At 34.3% G+C, this 17,500-nt stretch carries 18 protein-coding genes; 9 read left to right on the top strand and 9 right to left on the bottom strand.

The window, feature by feature from the left end; translation table 11 throughout:
* Window positions 1-122 precede the first annotated feature (122 nt).
* The 4 genes from queA to B0I03_RS10015 all read left to right on the top strand — a co-directional run bounded on the left by queA (window position 123) and on the right by B0I03_RS10015 (window position 4,360).
* Entirely contained in the window at window positions 123-1,172 is a 1,050-nt protein-coding gene (gene queA, locus B0I03_RS10030) for a tRNA preQ1(34) S-adenosylmethionine ribosyltransferase-isomerase QueA (RefSeq protein ID WP_111567311.1), read from the top strand.
* Between the two features lie 107 nt (window positions 1,173-1,279).
* Window positions 1,280-2,560 (top strand): kynureninase, encoded by a 1,281-nt coding sequence (gene kynU, locus B0I03_RS10025; protein WP_111567310.1) that lies wholly within the window; start codon window positions 1,280-1,282, stop codon window positions 2,558-2,560.
* A 77-nt stretch (window positions 2,561-2,637) separates the two neighbouring features.
* Window positions 2,638-3,714, top strand: coding sequence for an agmatinase family protein (locus B0I03_RS10020; protein ID WP_111567309.1), 1,077 nt, complete (start codon window positions 2,638-2,640; stop codon window positions 3,712-3,714).
* Window positions 3,715-3,784: 70 nt separating this feature from the next.
* Entirely contained in the window at window positions 3,785-4,360 is a 576-nt protein-coding gene (locus B0I03_RS10015) for an NUMOD4 domain-containing protein (RefSeq protein ID WP_026725890.1), read from the top strand.
* A 23-nt stretch (window positions 4,361-4,383) separates the two neighbouring features.
* Here B0I03_RS10015 and B0I03_RS10010 read toward each other — a convergent pair whose 3' ends face one another.
* The 4 genes from B0I03_RS10010 to B0I03_RS09995 are packed head-to-tail and all read right to left on the bottom strand — an operon-like array spanning window position 4,384 to window position 7,998.
* Window positions 4,384-5,916 carry a cryptochrome/photolyase family protein gene (locus tag B0I03_RS10010; protein ID WP_111567307.1) on the bottom strand — a complete coding sequence of 511 codons (1,533 nt, stop codon included), beginning with the start codon at window positions 5,914-5,916 and terminating at the stop codon, window positions 4,384-4,386.
* The gene (locus tag B0I03_RS10005; RefSeq protein WP_111567306.1) at window positions 5,917-7,221 is read right to left on the bottom strand and encodes a DASH family cryptochrome; all 1,305 of its coding nucleotides are present in this window, start codon (window positions 7,219-7,221) and stop codon (window positions 5,917-5,919) included.
* A gap of 1 nt (window position 7,222) precedes the next feature.
* Window positions 7,223-7,363, bottom strand: a complete 141-nt coding sequence (locus tag B0I03_RS10000; protein ID WP_111567305.1) for a DUF2256 domain-containing protein — start codon at window positions 7,361-7,363, stop codon at window positions 7,223-7,225.
* Complete coding sequence (locus B0I03_RS09995) at window positions 7,363-7,998, bottom strand: flavin reductase family protein (protein ID WP_111567304.1); 636 nt, start codon at window positions 7,996-7,998, stop codon at window positions 7,363-7,365. Before B0I03_RS09995 ends, B0I03_RS10000 begins: the two co-directional genes overlap by 1 nt.
* 149 nt (window positions 7,999-8,147) lie before the next feature.
* Here B0I03_RS09995 and B0I03_RS09990 point away from each other — a divergent pair, with 149 nt between their 5' ends.
* Window positions 8,148-9,488 (top strand): FAD-dependent oxidoreductase, encoded by a 1,341-nt coding sequence (locus B0I03_RS09990; protein WP_111567303.1) that lies wholly within the window; start codon window positions 8,148-8,150, stop codon window positions 9,486-9,488.
* A 24-nt stretch (window positions 9,489-9,512) separates the two neighbouring features.
* On the opposite strand, the gene B0I03_RS09985 is transcribed toward B0I03_RS09990, so the two are convergent.
* Genes B0I03_RS09985 through B0I03_RS09975 form a run of 3 tightly spaced genes read right to left on the bottom strand, consistent with a single transcriptional unit; the run spans window position 9,513 to window position 11,765 of the window.
* Window positions 9,513-9,875, bottom strand: a complete 363-nt coding sequence (locus B0I03_RS09985) for a cupin domain-containing protein (protein WP_111567302.1) — start codon at window positions 9,873-9,875, stop codon at window positions 9,513-9,515.
* Between the two features lie 4 nt (window positions 9,876-9,879).
* Window positions 9,880-10,248, bottom strand: coding sequence for a DMT family protein (locus B0I03_RS09980; RefSeq protein ID WP_111567301.1), 369 nt, complete (start codon window positions 10,246-10,248; stop codon window positions 9,880-9,882).
* Window positions 10,248-11,765, bottom strand: coding sequence for a helicase HerA-like domain-containing protein (locus tag B0I03_RS09975; RefSeq protein ID WP_111567300.1), 1,518 nt, complete (start codon window positions 11,763-11,765; stop codon window positions 10,248-10,250). The genes B0I03_RS09980 and B0I03_RS09975 overlap by 1 nt, the downstream gene beginning before the upstream one ends.
* Window positions 11,766-11,906: 141 nt before the next feature.
* Here B0I03_RS09975 and B0I03_RS09970 point away from each other — a divergent pair, with 141 nt between their 5' ends.
* Together B0I03_RS09970 and B0I03_RS09965 are read left to right on the top strand one after the other, a co-directional pair.
* Entirely contained in the window at window positions 11,907-12,539 is a 633-nt protein-coding gene (locus B0I03_RS09970; protein WP_111567299.1) for a 7-carboxy-7-deazaguanine synthase QueE, read from the top strand.
* 5 nt (window positions 12,540-12,544) lie between these two features.
* The gene (locus B0I03_RS09965; RefSeq protein ID WP_111567298.1) at window positions 12,545-12,922 is read left to right on the top strand and encodes an energy transducer TonB; all 378 of its coding nucleotides are present in this window, start codon (window positions 12,545-12,547) and stop codon (window positions 12,920-12,922) included.
* A gap of 40 nt (window positions 12,923-12,962) precedes the next feature.
* Here B0I03_RS09965 and B0I03_RS09960 read toward each other — a convergent pair whose 3' ends face one another.
* Window positions 12,963-13,667, bottom strand: coding sequence for a class I SAM-dependent methyltransferase (locus tag B0I03_RS09960; protein WP_111567297.1), 705 nt, complete (start codon window positions 13,665-13,667; stop codon window positions 12,963-12,965).
* An 80-nt stretch (window positions 13,668-13,747) separates the two neighbouring features.
* Between B0I03_RS09960 and B0I03_RS09955 the strand changes: the two genes are divergently transcribed.
* A complete protein-coding gene (locus B0I03_RS09955; RefSeq protein WP_111567296.1) occupies window positions 13,748-14,245 on the top strand; it encodes a YkgJ family cysteine cluster protein in 498 nt (165 codons plus the stop codon).
* Window positions 14,246-14,367: 122 nt separating this feature from the next.
* Here the strand turns inward: B0I03_RS09955 and B0I03_RS09950 are convergent, their stop codons facing one another.
* Entirely contained in the window at window positions 14,368-15,651 is a 1,284-nt protein-coding gene (locus B0I03_RS09950; protein WP_111567448.1) for an exo-beta-N-acetylmuramidase NamZ family protein, read from the bottom strand.
* A gap of 7 nt (window positions 15,652-15,658) precedes the next feature.
* On the opposite strand from B0I03_RS09950, the gene B0I03_RS09945 reads away from it, so the two are divergent.
* Window positions 15,659-16,891: an ABC transporter permease gene (locus tag B0I03_RS09945; RefSeq protein ID WP_111567295.1), complete on the top strand. Its 1,233-nt coding sequence runs from the start codon at window positions 15,659-15,661 to the stop codon at window positions 16,889-16,891.
* The last annotated feature ends 609 nt before the right edge of the window (window positions 16,892-17,500 follow it).

Here is a 17,500-nt window from a genome sequence, read left to right as displayed (position 1 = left end):
AAATAAACCGCATTTTACTTGACAACGCCTATTTCATAATCGTATATTTGCCAACTGAATTTTAGTGTTTTATGAATAGAATTCTAAAACACTTTAATTTTTAAACACTTAAACATTTTTTAATGAAATTATCTCATTTCAATTTCAATTTACCAGAAGAATTATTAGCTGAATTTCCAGCTGAAAATCGCGATGAATCTCGCTTAATGGTGGTTAACAGAAAAACGAATACTATTGAGCACAAATTATTCAAAGACGTTATTGATTATTTTGATGATGGCGATGTAATGGTGTTAAATAATACAAAAGTTTTTCCAGCACGTTTATACGGAAATAAAGAAAAAACGGGAGCTCGTATTGAAGTTTTTTTATTAAGAGAATTAAATGCAGAACAACGTTTGTGGGATGTTTTAGTAGATCCAGCACGTAAAATTCGTATTGGAAACAAATTGTATTTTGGTGATGACGATTCGTTAGTAGCTGAAGTAATTGATAATACAACTTCTCGTGGAAGAACATTACGTTTCTTATACGATGGTTCTTACGAAGAATTCAGAGAAAAATTAGTAGAACTTGGTGAAACTCCAATACCTAAATACATCAATCGTGAAGTAACTCCAGAAGATGCTGAGCGTTACCAAACCATTTATGCAAAAGAAGAAGGTGCTGTAGCAGCTCCAACTGCTGGTCTACACTTTTCTAAACATTTATTAAAGCGTTTAGAAATTAAAGGTGTTGATTTTGCAGAAGTAACATTACACGTTGGTTTAGGAACTTTTAATCCAGTTGAGGTAGAAGATTTATCGAAACACAAAATGGATTCTGAAGAAATGATTATTACGCAAGAAGCTTGTGATATTGTTAATAATGCAAAAGCTAAAAAGAAAAAGATTTGTTGCGTAGGAACAACTTCTATGAGAGCAATGGAAAGTTCTGTTTCTTCTCAAAGAACATTAAATCCTTACACAGGTTGGACAAATAAATTTATTTATCCTCCTTACGATTTTAGTATCGCAGATTGTATGATTACTAATTTCCATACACCAAAATCAACTTTATTAATGATGATTTCTGCTTTTTGTGGTCACGATTTAATGAAGAAAGCTTACGAAGAAGCTATCAAAGAAAAATATCGTTTCTACTCTTATGGAGACGCGATGTTAATTATATAATTTTTAAAAATCTCAATCGAAAGGTTGAGATTTTTTATTTTAACAGGTTTCGCTTTTTGCTGCTTTGAAACTTTTACCTAATTTTACCCTTCAAACAAAACTACCTAATGACTTTTCAAAACACACGCGAATTCGCACAAAGTTTAGATGCTCAAGACGAATTGAGAAAATACAGAGATGAATTTCATTTTCCTCATGTAAACGGAAAACAAGTAATTTATTTTACAGGAAATTCTTTAGGATTACAACCTAAAAGAACAAAATCTTATGTAGATGAAGTAATGAGTGATTGGGCAAATTTAGCAGTAGAAGGTCATTTTTATTCCGATAAACCTTGGTGGGATTATCAAGAACGTTTTGCCGTTCCTTTGAGCGATATCGTTGGAGCAAAACCTACGGAAGTTGGAGTGATGAATACATTGACGGTAAATCTTCACTTATTAATGGTGTCTTTTTACAATCCAACACCACAGAAATACAAAATTATTTGTGAGGAAAAAGCATTTCCAAGTGACCAATATATGTTCCAAAGCCAAGTAAAATTTCATGGTTTTGACCCAAAAGATGCAATTGTTGAAATCAAAAGAAGAGAAGGAGAAGCAAATATTCGTTTAGAAGATGTTTTAGCCAAAATTGATGAGGTTGGAAACGAATTAGCTTTGGTCTTAATTGGTGGTGTAAATTATTATACAGGACAAGTGTTTGATATGAAAACCATCACGGCAGCCGGGCAAAAACACGGAGCTTATGTGGGGTGGGATTTAGCACACGCTGCTGGAAATATCAAATTAGATTTGCACGATTGGAATGTTGACTTCGCCGCTTGGTGTAGTTATAAGTATATGAATTCTGGACCCGGAAATGCTTCAGGATTCTTTGTTCATGAAAAACATCATAACGATAAAGAATTAAAACGTTTTGCAGGTTGGTACGGGCACAACAAAGAACGTCGTTTTAAAATGGAGCCTGATTTTGACCCTGTTCATGGAGCAGATGGCTGGCAAATTAGTAATCTTCCAATTTTGTCTTTAGCACCTTATTTAGCTTCGGTAGAAATGTTTGCTGAAGTTGGGATGGATAAACTAATCACAAAACGAAATTTAATAACTTCTTATTTAGAATTCATTCTTCACGAAATTGACAAAGAATTAGAAGGAGCTGATTTTGAAATTTTAACCCCATCTAATCAAGAAGAACGTGGTTGTCAATTATCCGTTTATCTTCACGGACAAGGAAGAGAATTGTTTGAAAGATTGATGAAAAATGGTGTTATCACTGATTGGAGAGAGCCAAATGTGATTCGTTTAGCACCAGCACCATTCTATTGTTCATTCGAAGATATGTATGAATTTGGTCAAATATTGAAAGAATTAATTTCAAATAAATAATTAAAAGCCGGACATCTTGTTCGGCTTTTTTGTTAAATAAACTATCTTTGTACGGTATAACCGAATTACATGAAATCATGACTAAAGAACAAATTTTAGAAAATTTTGATCCATCCCAACCAGGGTTGGCAGATGCTACTATTTTTGGTTTGCCTTTTTCGGCAGAGCAAAGTGAAATTATTGTAATTCCAGTGCCTTGGGAAGTTACAGTGAGTTATGGTTCTGGAGCTTCTAAAGGTCCAGATGCGGTTTTAGACGCTTCTTTTCAGGTAGATTTGAATCATCAAGAATTTCCAGAATTATGGAAATTAGGAATTTATATAGATAAACCCGCTAAAGAGTTAAAAAAGAAATCTAAAAAGTTCAAAAAACAAGCGGCTCCAATTATCAAAGCTTTAGAAAGCGGAATGATTTTAGACCATCATCCTTCATTAATGAAAGATTTAGAAGAAATCAATTATGCGTGTTCTGATATGGTGGAAGCCGTTCGTGAGCAAACATTAAGTTGGATGAACAAAGGTAAAAAAGTAGTGCTTTTAGGTGGAGATCATTCAACACCGCTAGGATATTACCAAGCTTTATCAACTAAATACGACAATTTCGGAATCTTACATTTAGATGCGCATATGGATTTACGTATTGCTTATGAAGGATTTACTTATTCGCATGCTTCCATCATGTACAATACGTTACAAATTCCTCAAGTTTCAAAAATTGTACAAGTAGGAATTCGCGATTTTTGTGAGCAAGAAGTAGAAGTCGCTTTAAAAGACAGAGTTTTAGTTCATACCGATAGCGATTTAAAACAAGAAGCATTCGAAGGTAAAACTTGGCAACAACAATGCGATCAAATTATCGCTTCGTTACCAGAAAAAGTATGTATTTCTTTTGATATTGATGGAATGTATCCTTGGTATAGTCCAAATACTGGAACTCCTGTTCCAGGCGGATTTTCATTTGAACAAGCCGCTTATTTGTTCAGTCGTTTAGCTGAAACTAATAAAGAAATCATTGGATTTGATTTAGTTGAAGTAGCGCCAGGTGATGACGATTGGGATGGAAATGTAGGAGCAAGAATGTTATTTCACATGTGTGGTGCTTTTGCAAAATCTCAGAAAATGAATGTTGGAAATAAAATCAAGTTTAACAAATAATTTATATCTTGCATTAAATCAGACGAAAGTCTTAAATAATTCGCCCCTTAATTTATTTAAAGACAAAAATATGAGTCATTTTGTAATTGAACAATGGAGAGAATATCCAATTGAAGTTCCAGGTAAGGTTAGATATGCTGTTTCTAATTATGGTAGACTTAAAAGTTTTACCGATAAAATTGAAAACGGGAAAATTCTAAAAGGTGCTCCAACTGAAGGTTTTCTATTTTTACGTTATGTTAGATCGGTTAACGGAAAAAAAAGTTATTATTCTCATGCCATTCATAAAATGGTAGCGGAGCTTTTTATTCCAAGAGTAAGTGAAGACCAAGAATATGTTTTACATCTTGATTATGATAAAATGAATAATCAGTTGTACAATTTAAAATGGGCAACTTACAATGAGATGCGCGCTCACGGTCATAAAAGTCCAGCTGTAAAAGAAGCTTTTAAGAAGTTTCAAGAAAATAATATTAAGAGAGATGGTAAAAAGCTAACTTCTACACAAGTCATTCGAATTAAATTAAAAATGAAACGACAAGGTGAAAAGTTCAGCGTTAGAAAAACCGCAAAAGAATTTAATGTTTCCGAAATGCAAATTTACCGCATTAAATGGGGTCAAAATTGGGGACATATACAAGTATAAACCGAAGCATTGCTTCGGTTTTTTTATAAATTCTCCATATTCTCCAAAATCGTAATCGCTTTTTCTTTTGTTGCTGCTAACTCTTCTGGTTTCATTTTTCTTAGTAGTGCTAACATCATGCTCATTCTTTGATTATTAGCAAAATGTTGTTTTTTCTCATCTAAAAAATTCCAATACAGACTGTTAAACGGACAGGCTTTTTCGCCCAATTTCTCCTTTACTTTGTAATGGCAACTTCCACAGTAATTGCTCATTTTATTAATGTAACTTCCTGACGAAACATAAGGTTTGGTTGCCACAATTCCACCATCCGCATATTGACTCATACCGCGTGTGTTTGGCATTTCAACCCATTCAATCGCATCGATGTAAACGCCTAAATACCAAGTGTCAACTGCATCAGGATGCAATTGGGCTAACAAAGAAAAATTGCCAATAACCATCAATCTCTGAATGTGATGCGCATACGATTCCGTTAAACTTTGGGAGATCGAATGTTGCATACATTTCATTTTGGTTTTTCCAGTCCAAAAGAATTCAGGTAGCGGATTGTAGTTTTCTAAGGCGTTCATTTTAGCATAATTCGGCATTTCTTTCCAATAAATTCCTCTGACATATTCGCGCCAACCAATAATTTGTCGTACAAAGCCTTCTACTTGTGCCAATTCAATAGTTTCTTGATTTTGATAATAATACGAAACCACTGCATCAACTACTTCTTTCGGACTAATCATTTTGGAATTCATCGCAAAAGACAAACGCGAGTGAAATAAAAAATTATGTCCAGAAAATAACGAATCTTGATATGTTCCAAAATGTGCCAACAAATACTCACAGAAATAATCAATCAATTGCAAACTTTCATTTCTGGAAGTGGGCCAGCTGAAATTTTCTCTATCAATACTTCCAAAAGTGGTGATGTTTTGACTTTTAATTTCTGTAACAATTTCACTCACATTTTTATGAAATTCCAAAGGAAACGGGATCGGAACTTCGTTTTTATATTGATTGCGATTGTTGTGGTCAAAGTTCCATTTTCCATCTAACGGTTGATCGCCGACCATCAAAACATCGTGTTTTTTTCGCATCATGCGATAGAAATTTTCCATCAAAAGTTGCTTTTTCCCTTTGAAAAAATCAGCTAATTCAGTTCTAGAAGTATAAAAATGTTCGGAATCTACTGCTTTTGTGGGAATAGAAAGTTTTTCGCAAATGGATTTCAGTTGTTCATCCAACCGATATTCATCTGGAAGTTGGTATTCAAATTGCTCGATTTTATTCTTTTCAACCAAATCCAAAATCAATTGTTCCAAATTCTGAGGATTATTGGCATCCGAAATTTTATAATAAACAACTTGATGACCTTGTTTTGTCAATTCGTCCGATAAATTTCGCATCGAAAGAAAAAACGCGACTACTTTTTGAATGTGATGTTTCACATAATCCGTTTCCTGACGCATTTCTGCCATTATATAAGTCACATCTGGATTGACTTCATCAAACCAAGAATGTTGTGAATTGAGTTGGTCGCCCAAAAGTAATCGAAGTGTTTTCATCTAAAATAATTCAGGAATTAACCACATTTTCTGAAATTTTCCATCGCTATCGTACATTTCTGCTTGACGTTTGATGTTGAATTTTCTATCTCTTGGATCGTTGCCAACACCAGCATTGTACATCCAATTGCCATAATTACTGTGCACATCGTAATCAATCAACATACTTTCGAAATAAGCTGCGCCAATTCGCCAATCTTGTTCCCATTCTTTTGCCCAATAACTCGCTACATTTTGACGGCCTCGATTGCTCATCCAACCTGTTTTTTGCAATTCAATCATGTTGGCATTAACGAAATGTTCAGGTGTGGTGCCATTTGTCCATTGATTAAAAGCTTTTGTATTTTGATTCCAATGGTATTCTTTTTGCAAAATTCCATTCAATTGGAATATTTTGTTTCCGTGTTTTAGTGAAATGTATTTGAAATAATCGCGCCAAATCAACTCGAAAATCAACCAATACGTATCTTCGTTTTTGACAACTTTTTTCTCAAATTGTTGGACTTCCCAATAAATCATTCGTGCCGAAATACTACCATTTGCCAACCAAGCCGAAAGTTTCGAACTATAATCTTTTCCAACCAAACCATTACGAGTTTTCTTGTAAACCGCTAGTTTTTTGGTGTCCCAAAAGTAGTCTCTGATTCTTTTTTTAGCTTTATTTTCCCCGCCTTTAAAAGGAAAAGCCGTTTTATTCGGTTGTTTGAACTCCGAAGTTTCGGAGTCAAATCCTAAATCTTCTAATGTAGGAATTGTAGTTTTTTCTTTAATTAGATTAGAAATCGGTTTTGCAGTTATTGAAACAGTTGGTCGCACTCGAATTTTCTTTTCCAATTGTTTTCTGAACTCGGTAAAAACCTCTGGAATCTTTTCCCAATCTTCATACGGTACATCATCAGGATGAAATAGAAATTGGTCGTAATATGTTTTCCAATTCACCGCTGGAATTAGATTTCTTACTTCATTTTCTACATCCACTTCTTCTTGCGTCCATTCATTTTGACTATAAATCGTATCGATTTGATATTTTGCCGCTACTTCTGGAATTAATTGTTCGGGATAACCGTAATAAACTAATAATGTGATATTTTTCTCAGCTAAATTTTGTTGTAATTCGGCTAAAGTTTCTAAAAGAAATTGCGTTCTAAATTTTTCTGTTTTCTTGAAACCGTATTGAGTTGTTTCTAAATGTCTTGGATCTAGACAATATATTCCAATTACCTTTTCATTTTCTCTACAAGCATTGTACAACGAATGATTGTCAATTGTGCGTAAATCATTTCTAAACCATACTAATCCGTTCATGCTATTTGTTTTTATTCATTCTACATTTATCACTGCAATACACTACTTCTTCCCAGTTTTTCTCCCATTTTTTTCGCCATGAAAAAGGACGTTGACAGGTTTTACATATTTTTTCGGGAAGATTTACTTTTTTATGCGCCATTATAACATCGAAGTTGAAGGTTTGTCAGGTCGCGCATAATGAAATCTGTCGGATAGTTTCGGAAGAGCATAACCATCTAAACCATTAATAGCTACTACATTTCCTCTATCCAATTGCATCCAATTGTCTTCGTGGAAAAGATTTTCATCCGCATAAAAGATTTCAATAGAGGCGATAATGTGAATACAATCGTTTTCCTCAATTTTGTATTCGTTTACATATTTGCAAAGTAATTGTACCGGACTTCCTTTTACAAAGGGAACTTTGAAGTCGTCAATAAATTCGGGTTCTAACTTCGTTTTGTCGAATTCTGAAATGTGTTCTTCGTAACTTGAAGACGTATGATGCGCATCAGCAATCATTTCTTCGGTAATATGATTTACAGTAAAATATCCGGTTTCTTTTATGTTTTTATAAGTGTCTCTTGGAACCGTTGTGGGTCTTAAAATAAATCCTAATAATGGTGGTTCACTACCTAAATGCGTAACGCTGCTGAAAACAGCAATATTCAAAATGCCTTCAGTTGAAACTGTTCCAATTAAATTAGCGGATTTGTAACCGGTAACACAATTGACTAAGTTCAGTCGCGGCACTTTTGACATGTAGAACAATTCGTCTTTCGTAATCTTTCTCATAGCAATTTTTATTCAAAGATACATTTTGTTTAACTAATATTAAAAATAATTAAACAAAATTTGAATTCAAAATGAAAAATCTAATTAAAGTCGGGTTTAGAAATTTATTATTCCGTATTTTTGCAGTCCAAATTTTTACAAAAGTCTTCATGCAAACGCCACAAAAAATTGCTGTTGTAGGTTCTGGATTAGTAGGAACTTTATTGGCAATCTATTTAAAAAGAGCCGGACATACAGTACATGTTTTCGACAGAAGTCCCGATATTAGAACGGTTGAGTTTTCAGGTCGTTCCATTAATTTGGTGATGTCAAATCGTGGTTGGAAAGCATTGGAAGATGTAGGTTTAGATGAAGAAATTAGAAAAATCGGAATTCCAGTGGATAAAAGAGCGATTCATTTACAAGATGGAAAGCTGAATTATCAATATTACGGAAAAGAAGGTGAAGCTATTTTTTCATTGTCAAGAGGCGTTTTGAATAGAAAAATGGTCGATTTAGCTGAAGCTGAAGGTGTAGAATTCTTTTTCGAACGTAAAATTTGGGATGTAACCTTAGCCACCGCCACTTTGTGGGAAGGCGAAACCGAACAAGGCGAGTGGACCGAGTTAAAATACGATAAAGTTTTCGGAGCCGATGGTGCTTTTTCGAGAATTAGACACAGAATGCAACGTCAATCGATGTTTGATTATTCGCAAGAGTTCATGAAAATTGGTTACAAAGAATTGCATATTCCAGCCAATGCTGATGGATCTCCAAAAATTGATATTCATTCCTTACACATTTGGCCAAGAGGAAATTTCATGTTGATGGGATTGGCTAACTTGGACAACTCGTTTACTTGTACTTTGTTTATGCCGATTGAAGGAGAAAATTCGTTTGAATCGTTAACTAATGAAGAAAAATTAGTTTCGTTTTTCGCGACTTATTTTCCAGATACAAAAGATGTAATTCCAGATTTAGTGCGTGATTTTTTCAGAAATCCGAATAGTTATTTGGCGATTATGAAATGTTTTCCTTGGACATTCAACGATAAAATTGCTTTAATTGGTGATTCTGCGCACGCGATTGTGCCTTTCTACGGTCACGGAATGAATGCAGGTTTTGAAGATATTACCATTCTGAATGAATTAATGCAACAATATGGCGACGATTGGGATCGAATTTTTAAAGCTTACGAAATTTCAAGAAAGCCAAATGCTGATGCGATTGCCGAACTTTCGAGAAGAAATTTTGAAGAAATGAGTGCAAAAACTGTCGATACCAATTTCTTACTACAAAAGAAAATCGAAAAATGGTTTTCCGACAAGCATCCCGAAAAATGGATGCCGTTATATAGTAGAGTAACTTTCAGTTTACAACCTTATTCAGAAGCGATGGCAATTGGCGATTTTCAAAATGAAATTATGCAAGAAGTTTTGAAAATGGATAATATTCAAGAAAATTGGAATTCAGAAGAAGTTGAAAATAAGATTTTAGAGTTATTAAAATAAAAAAAGAGGCAATCGCCTCTTTTTTTATTCTTCTCTATTCACCAAATCCATACTAAATGCAGGCGTACAAATCGCCAAATATTCGCACGGTTCATCAAACGGATTTGAATATTGAACGCGAGTGTTTTTCTCAATTTTAATCGATTGACCTGCTTCTAAAACTACAGCTTCATCTTCGATGATGAATTGCTTTTTCCCTTTGATGATATACGTGTATTCATCAAATTCTGGAGTTTGAAAAGGTTCGCTCCAACCAGGTGGCGCAATCATGTGAGCAATCGAAATCGCTGAATTGTTTGTAGTTGCCAATCCGTGATGTTCTTCAATCAATTTTCCATCAGTGGTTGGAACTACGAATGGTGCTTTTTGGATAAAATATTTTTTCATTTTGTTACTTCTTAAATATAAAATAAACCGCCAATACTAAAAAACAAAACCCAACTGCGTGATTCCATTTAAAAGTTTCGTTCTTAAAGAAAACCATTGAGAAGATCACAAAAATCACTAAAGTAATTACTTCTTGAATCACTTTCAATTGCATTAATGAAAACGGACCGCCATTGCCTTCATATCCAATTTTATTCGCAGGAACTTGAAAGAAATATTCAAACAAAGCCAATCCCCAACTGATTAAAACAATAGTGATTAACCCAGCGTTTTCAAACCATTTTAACTCTTTGAATTTTAAGTGTCCATACCAAGCCAATGTCATGAAAACATTAGAAAGGATGAGTAATCCAATAGTAATAAATCCTTTCATTAACGTTTAAACATTTTCATTAATAAACCAAAAGCGCCGCGGATAAAGCTCGCACTCGTAACTACTTTGGTAATTGATTTCCCAACTACTTCAGCCGTGCTTGGTTCTTCTTTTGCTTTTCGGGTTGGTTTTTCTGCTTCTTGTTCGGCTGCGACTTCTTGCGCTTCGGCAATTTTTTTATTTAGCATTTCGTAAGCACTATCTCTGTCAACAACCTCGTTATATTTTTTCGCTAATTTCGATTTTGCGATGCTTGCTTCAATTTCACTTTCTGTTAAAACATCCATTCTACTCATTGGTGCGCGCATCATAGTGGCAACTAAAGGTGTTGGAGTTCCTTTTTCACTTAATGCAGTTACAAAAGCTTCTCCAATTCCTAACGAAGTTAATACTTCATCGGTTTCATAAAAATCAGTATCGGGATAATTTTCAGCTGTCATTTTAATCGCTTTTCTATCATTTGCCGTGAAAGCTCTTAACGCATGTTGAATTTTTAAACCTAATTGCGCTAAAACTCCCGTTGGAACATCCATCGGATTTTGGGTAATGAAATATACTCCAATTCCTTTCGAGCGAATTAATTTCACAATCGTTTCAATTTGATTTAATAAAGCTTTGCTTGCTTCGTCAAAAATCAAATGCGCTTCATCAATAAAAATCACCAATTCTGGTCGTCCAGCATCGCCTTGTTCGGGCATTGTATTGTAAATTTCGGCTAATAAACTTAGCATGAAAGTTGAGAATAATTTCGGTTTGTCTTGAATGTCGGTTAATCGCATGATGTTCACGTAACCATTTCCGTTTTCGTCAATTCGCATTAAATCTTGAATATCGAATGATTTTTCGCCAAAGAATAATTCCGCACCTTGTTGTTCTAATTCGATAATTTTTCTCAAAATCGAACCGGTTGAACTGGTTGAAATTCTTCCGTATTCGGCTTCAAATTCTGCTTTTCCTTCTTCGGTTGCGTAATTAAGAACTTTTTTGAAATCTTTTAAATCCAATAATGGCAAACTATTATCATCACAATATTTAAAAATGATAGAAACCACGCCAGCTTGCGTATCGTTCAAATCTAAAATTCGAGAAAATAAAACCGGTCCAAATTCAGAAACCGTAGCTCGTAGTCGAACTCCATTTTGTTCTGAAATTGTCATTAATTCCACAGGAAACCCTTTCGTTTCATAAGGAATCGAAATTTTAGCATGACGTTCTGTAATAAACGATTTTTCTTCGCCAGGCATAGCAATTCCAGAGAAATCACCTTTAATATCCATCATTAAAACCGGAACTCCATTTTGCGATAATTGTTCCGAAAGTACTTGAATGGTTTTGGTTTTTCCAGTACCTGTTGCTCCTGCAATTAATCCGTGACGGTTTAAGGTTTTCAAAGGAATATTTACGTGGGTATTTGGAATCGCTTCGCCATCTAAAATTCCGCCACCTAATGTGATGAATTCGCCTTTACAAGCGTAGCCTTCGTTTATATGTTTGCTAAAATCTTCTGTCTTGCTCATTTTGATGTATTTTGAATTTCAAATGTAGTTAAAATCAGAGGAAATTTCAAGGACAATGACAAGTACAATTTCAAAATTCTGAGGGCTAACTTCTAAATTCTAACTTCCAAGTCGTATCTTTGCCCACTATTTTTATTTAAGATGTTACAAAAAGAAGTACAATTAGCGGTTGAAAAAGGCGAAATGTTGCCTTTAATGGAGGAGTTTTACACGATTCAAGGCGAAGGATATCATACAGGAACAGCAGCTTATTTCATTAGAATTGGCGGTTGCGATGTAGGTTGCCATTGGTGCGATGTAAAAGAAAGTTGGAATGCGGAATTGCATCCACCAACGAATACCGATGTGATTGTTGCCAATGCCAAAAAATACGCCGACACAGTTGTGGTAACAGGAGGAGAACCTTTAACTTGGGATATGACATTACTGACTTCTAAACTAAAATCACAAAATTTAAAAGTACATATTGAAACTTCTGGAGCTTATGAAGTTTCTGGAACTTGGGATTGGTTTTGTTTGTCGCCAAAGAAAAATAAATTGCCAGTTCAAAGTGCTTACGATATCGCTAATGAATTAAAAGTAATCATCTACAATAAACACGATTTTATTTTTGCCGAAGAACAAGCAGCAAAAGTAAATCCAAAAGCAATTTTGTTTTTACAACCCGAGTGGAGCAAAAAAGAAGAAATGACACCTTTAATAGTTGATTATGTGATGAATAATCCAAAATGGAGAGTTTCGTTACAAACACATAAATATTTGAATATTCCTTAAATTATATGAAGAAGTTTTTAGTATTAGCTGTATTTGTTTTGTTTTCTAATCTAAGTTTTTCTCAAATTGGAGGAGAAGACGAAGTGTATTTGGGAGGCGATTTTATTGATGCCAAATTTCAAAACGGAGGGATTGATAAATTTTACGATTATATAATTGCAAATTTTGACACCCAAACAGTAGAGAAAAAAGGACAAATCGTTTTTGAATTTACTGTTAATGAAAATGGAGAAGTAAAAAATGTAAAAGTGCTTCGCGATTTAGGAACGAATTCGGCGATAGAGTTAATTCGCGTTTTACGAAAAGCTCCAAAATGGCAACCCGCTTCAAGAGGAGGAAAGCCAGTCAGTATTAATTTAAAAATGCCTTTGACATTTAAATAAATAAAAAATCCCAAATCATTAGTTTTGGGATTTTTTGTTTTTATATCGATAACTTAGCTAAATAATCAAAATGTTCGCCTTCTAAAATCAATTCGCATTCTAAACCATTTGCAATTGCTGCGTTTTGAAGTGTGTTATAATCCAAATACAACCAATCAAAAGTGTCTTCGGTTTCTCCTTTATATTGAATAGTGAACGTTAATTCGCCATAATAACCATTCGCCGGAACTTCGTAAGCACCGTCTTCGTCTTGGTCGTACATATAAATTAGGTCCGAACTATCAATAAAAATTTGTCCACCTTCGTTTAATAGCGATTTTAATTTTTGCAAGAACTTCGAAATTTGATTCATTTTTCCGAAAATCCCTGTTCCGTTCATCAAAAGAAGAATAGTATCGAATTTTTCCGAAGTATCTAAATTCAATACATCCGAAACTTTACAATTTTTCAAACCTCGTAATTCACAAGCTTTGATTGCGTTTTCTGAAATATCAATTGCCGTAACATCAAAACCTTTTTCTTGCAAATACAAAGCATGACTTCCTGCACCACAGCCTACGTCTAACACTTTTCCTTTCGCCAATTGTAACGCTTTTTGTTCCAATTTTGGCATCTCTTTAAAATCACGAAACAAATAAGAAACGCTCATTTCATCGGCTTCCGAAATAGAAGTTTCAGTAATTAAATCTTCGGGAGAATTATGGGTTTGGTAATCTAAAATGGCTTTTCCGAAAAGGTCTTTCATGGTTTGTATTTCAAAATTCAACATTCGTTATTCTAAATTCGAAATTCAAAATCGTAACTTTGCAGTAGAAAATTCATAAAATGCTAAAGCCAAATTTAAACGAACTCGGAAAACTTGCCAAAGATACGCATAACGAAACCAAAAAGTATTTTGACAAGTTAAAAAAGAAAACACCCAAGAATTTGGATTATGTAATGCAAGATTTACACGATGCCGAATTCAAAAAAACGGATTGTTTGGAGTGTGCCAATTGTTGCAAGACAACCGGACCGTTGTTTACTTCGGCTGATATTGAACGAATTTCAAAGAGTTTTCGTCAAAAACCACAACAATTTATTGACCAATATCTTCGCATTGATGAAGATAATGATTACGTTTTAAAAAGTGTTCCATGTACGTTTTTAGATAGTGACAACAAATGTTTTATCTACGATGTCCGCCCAAAAGCCTGCCGAGAATTCCCTCATACGGACAGAAAGAAATTTCAACAAATCTCAGATTTAACTTTGAAAAATGTTGCGATTTGTCCAGCAGCGTTTAATATTGTGGAGAAAATGAAGGAGAAGTTGCCGCTTTAAAAGTGGTCAGTGTTCAGTTGAAAGTGTTCAGTTTTTGTCGCAACCTTGTCATTCCGTTAGGAATCTAAAATTTTATTAGTGAAAATTCGTGAAATTCGTGTTTTAACATCCAGCTTCCATCATCACTCATAAATCAAATACTTCTTTCTTACTTCTTTAAACTGTTCCAAACCTTCTTGCCAGGTTTTTCTAATTTCTTTTTCGGACATTCCGGCTTCAATTTGTTCGCGGAGTTTTTTGGTTCCGGCTAATTTGGTAAAGAAATCATTAAAGAAAGCGGTTTTATCTGCTGTGTTTTCGTAGGCTTTTAATAACCATTTTAATTCTAATCGATGTATTTTTCTAATTTCGGTTAAATCTTCACCAAAGCATAACTTTCCATTATGAACTGGATCTTTTGCTCCAAAATTAGGTTGCGGAGTAAAACTGAAATCAAATTCGCTTTCAGGTAAAAATGGCGAACCGTATATTTGGAATTGCTTTTCGGTACCGCGACCTAAACTCACATTCGTACCTTCAAAAAAGCACAAACTCGCATATAAATTAATCGATTGGTCATTCGGTAAATTTGGCGAAGGCTTCACAGGTAAGCTGTATTTCATATCGTGCGAATAGTTCAAACACGGAATAACAGTCAAGTTACATTGTAAACCGTCTTTCAGCCATTTTTCACCGTTAATCATTTTGGCATACTCGCCAATCGTCATCCCATGCAAAACAGGAATTTCATGCATCCCAACAAAACTTTTATGTTCCTTTTCTAAAATCGGACCATCAATAATACTTCCATTCGGATTTGGGCGGTCTAAAACCAAAAGCGGAATATTATTTTCAGCGCAAGCTTCCATTACATAATGCAACGAAGATATATAAGTGTAAAATCGTGCACCTACATCCTGCAAATCAAAAACCAAGATGTCAATTCCTTCTAATTGCTCTGGTTTTGGCTTTTTATTGTTTCCGTAAAGGGAGATAATCGGTAAATTTGTTTTGGTGTCTTTTCCATCAACGATTAATTCACCAGCATCAGCTGTTCCTCTAAAGCCGTGTTCAGGAGCGAAGATTTTAACGATATTTATTTTATCCCAAATTAATTCATCTACTAAATGAACATATTCTTTTTTATAGAAAGATTCAATCCCTTCTTTTGGAAATTCGGTGTAATGAACTTCAATTGTACCTGAAATACTTGTTTGATTTGCAACAACCCCTACTTTTTTATCTTTTAATAATTCAATATTTCTCATAAATAAGGTTTCTGCACCAGTTTCAATTCGGCTGTTTTTAGGAATACTATAATCAGCACTCGGTTTTATCTGCGGAATAGCCTTTTTGCTACTTCCACACGAAACGATTAGTAAAGAAAAAAATAATAATGTACTTTTGAAAAATAATTTAGATGTCATAAAAACCTTGAATTTAGAATATTTCATAGCCAAAAGACTAATTGCTGCTAAAAGTTATAAAAGTAGTATTTCTTCGCCAATTATAAAAATTGCGATTACGGCAATTGCCATCGGAATTATTATGATGATTATGGCGGTAGCTACGGGTGTTGGACTTCAAGATAAAATTCGCGAGAAAGTTTCGGCTTTCAACGGGCACATTATTATTTCTAATTTCGATGATAATCAATCGCAAGTTACTACCGAACCCATTTCTATCAATCAAAGTTTTTATCCTAAGTTTAAAAATGTAGAAGGAATTAGTCACGTGCAAGCCGTAGCAAGCAAAGCTGGAATTATTCGTACAGAAAAAGCATTCGAAGGAATCATATATAAAGGTGTTGGGAAAGATTATAATTTCACCAATTTAGAAGAATATTTAGTCGATGGTAAAATTCCAAATCTAAAATCCGAATTAAATACCGAAGTTTTGATTTCGGAATACTTAGCCAAGCGTCTTCATTTAAATGTAGGAGATAAGTTCCTAACCTTTTTCATGAAAGAAAACGGAAAACTTCCGAACAAAAGAAACTTTCTAATCACCGGAATTTTCAACTCAGGTTTTCAAGAATTCGATGCTACTTATATAATAGGAGATATTCGCCACGTGCAACTCATCAATAAATGGCAACCAACAGAAGTCGGAGCATTCGAAGTTTTCGTAGACGATTTCTCAAAAATCAAAGAAAAAGGTGAGGAGGTCTACAAAGAAATTCCGCCTACTTATAATAGTATCACCATCGAAGAAAAATATTACAGCATTTTCGAATGGCTAAAATTGTTTGATTTTAACATTTTGGTGATTCTAATCGTAATGATTGTTGTTGCCACCATCAACATGGTAGTCGCATTATTAGTCCTAATTTTAGAACGCACCCAAATGATTGGAATTCTAAAAGCTATGGGAGCTAATAATTGGAATGTTCGAAAAATATTCCTGTATAACGCTTTTTATTTAATCGCCCGCGGATTATTTTGGGGAAATCTAATCGCTATTTCTTTATTGTTAATTCAAAAATTCTTCGGCGTAATCCAACTCAATCCAGAGAACTATTACGTAAGCGAAGCACCAGTAAGTATCAATTTACTCCACATCGCATTATTAAATATCGGAACCGTAATCGTTTGTTTGTTGGTTTTATTAATTCCATCTTACATCATCACCAAAATTTCACCAGTAAAAGCAATACGTTTCGATTAATATTTAGAAGCACATGTTCGGCATTCCATAAAACTATCAGTCCCGCTGTCCGCTACAATTTTTTTTAAAGTTTTGTCATGCTGAGCTTGTCGAAATAAAGCAAAAAAAGGATTTCCACTCCCATCGGGGCTAGATAAGACTTCTTCTATTTCAGATAACCATCCCACTAGCTCGCGAAGCGAGCAACACTTTGCCCTTGAATTTGAACTTGTCATTCCGCCGAAGTAGGAATCTCCTGCGCAGCAGGCTACCGCTTAACGCAGTTAAGCCCACAACCCACCAAACCTCTTTTATGAACTTTATCTATACTATAATATAAGTAAAGAAAAACTTATCTGACTTATATGTTTAATAAACCTCTTCGCGACCATCGCGCCACCTTCGCGTCCCGAGGCTTCGGGACTTGCGGTTAAACCAAAAAAAACTTTCTTATATTAAATCCTTGTTATCAGTATGTTAAGAAAAACATGAAAAAAAAGAATAAAAAAAGATTGTAAAAGACTTGTGGTTACGGAAAAGATTTCTACTTTTGCACCCGCATTAGAGCAGAAGTTCATACACAAGCTGAAGATTAAACAAATCAAAAAAACTTTAAAAAAAGTTGAAAAA

It is taken from the genome of Flavobacterium aquaticum (genome assembly GCF_003259835.1).
GTDB lineage: Bacteria > Bacteroidota > Bacteroidia > Flavobacteriales > Flavobacteriaceae > Flavobacterium > Flavobacterium aquaticum.
This window is presented reverse-complemented; position numbering and strand designations above follow the sequence as displayed.